This is a genomic window from Rhizobium sp. AQ_MP (assembly GCF_014237835.1).
Classification (GTDB): Bacteria; Pseudomonadota; Alphaproteobacteria; order Rhizobiales; family Rhizobiaceae; genus Allorhizobium.
This window is the reverse complement of sequence record NZ_JACJVI010000118.1, coordinates 1-209: the sequence shown is the minus strand read 5'-3', so window position 1 is coordinate 209 and position 209 is coordinate 1. Positions and strand designations below refer to the sequence as shown.

At 66.0% G+C, this 209-nt stretch carries 1 pseudogene; it reads left to right on the top strand.

The features are described 5' to 3' along the window. Nucleotides 1-9 precede the first annotated feature (9 nt). Nucleotides 10-209 (top strand): annotated as a pseudogene (locus H6M51_RS25150) (sel1 repeat family protein); the annotation flags it as partial.

Sequence of the window (209 nt, the reverse complement as noted above, 5' to 3'; positions counted from 1 at the left end):
GGCATCGCCATGATCGAGCCTCTCGCCGCCGATGGCAATTCATGGGCTCTGGCAACACTCGGTGACATCTACAGCCGGGGTGGACCGGTCCCCATCGACGGGCCCAAGGCCATCGACTACTACACCCGCGCCGCTGAGCTTGGAAACACTGGCGCCCTGGTGCGCCTCGGCGAGATCTACCGCGACGGCGTTCTCGTCGCCGCAGACCA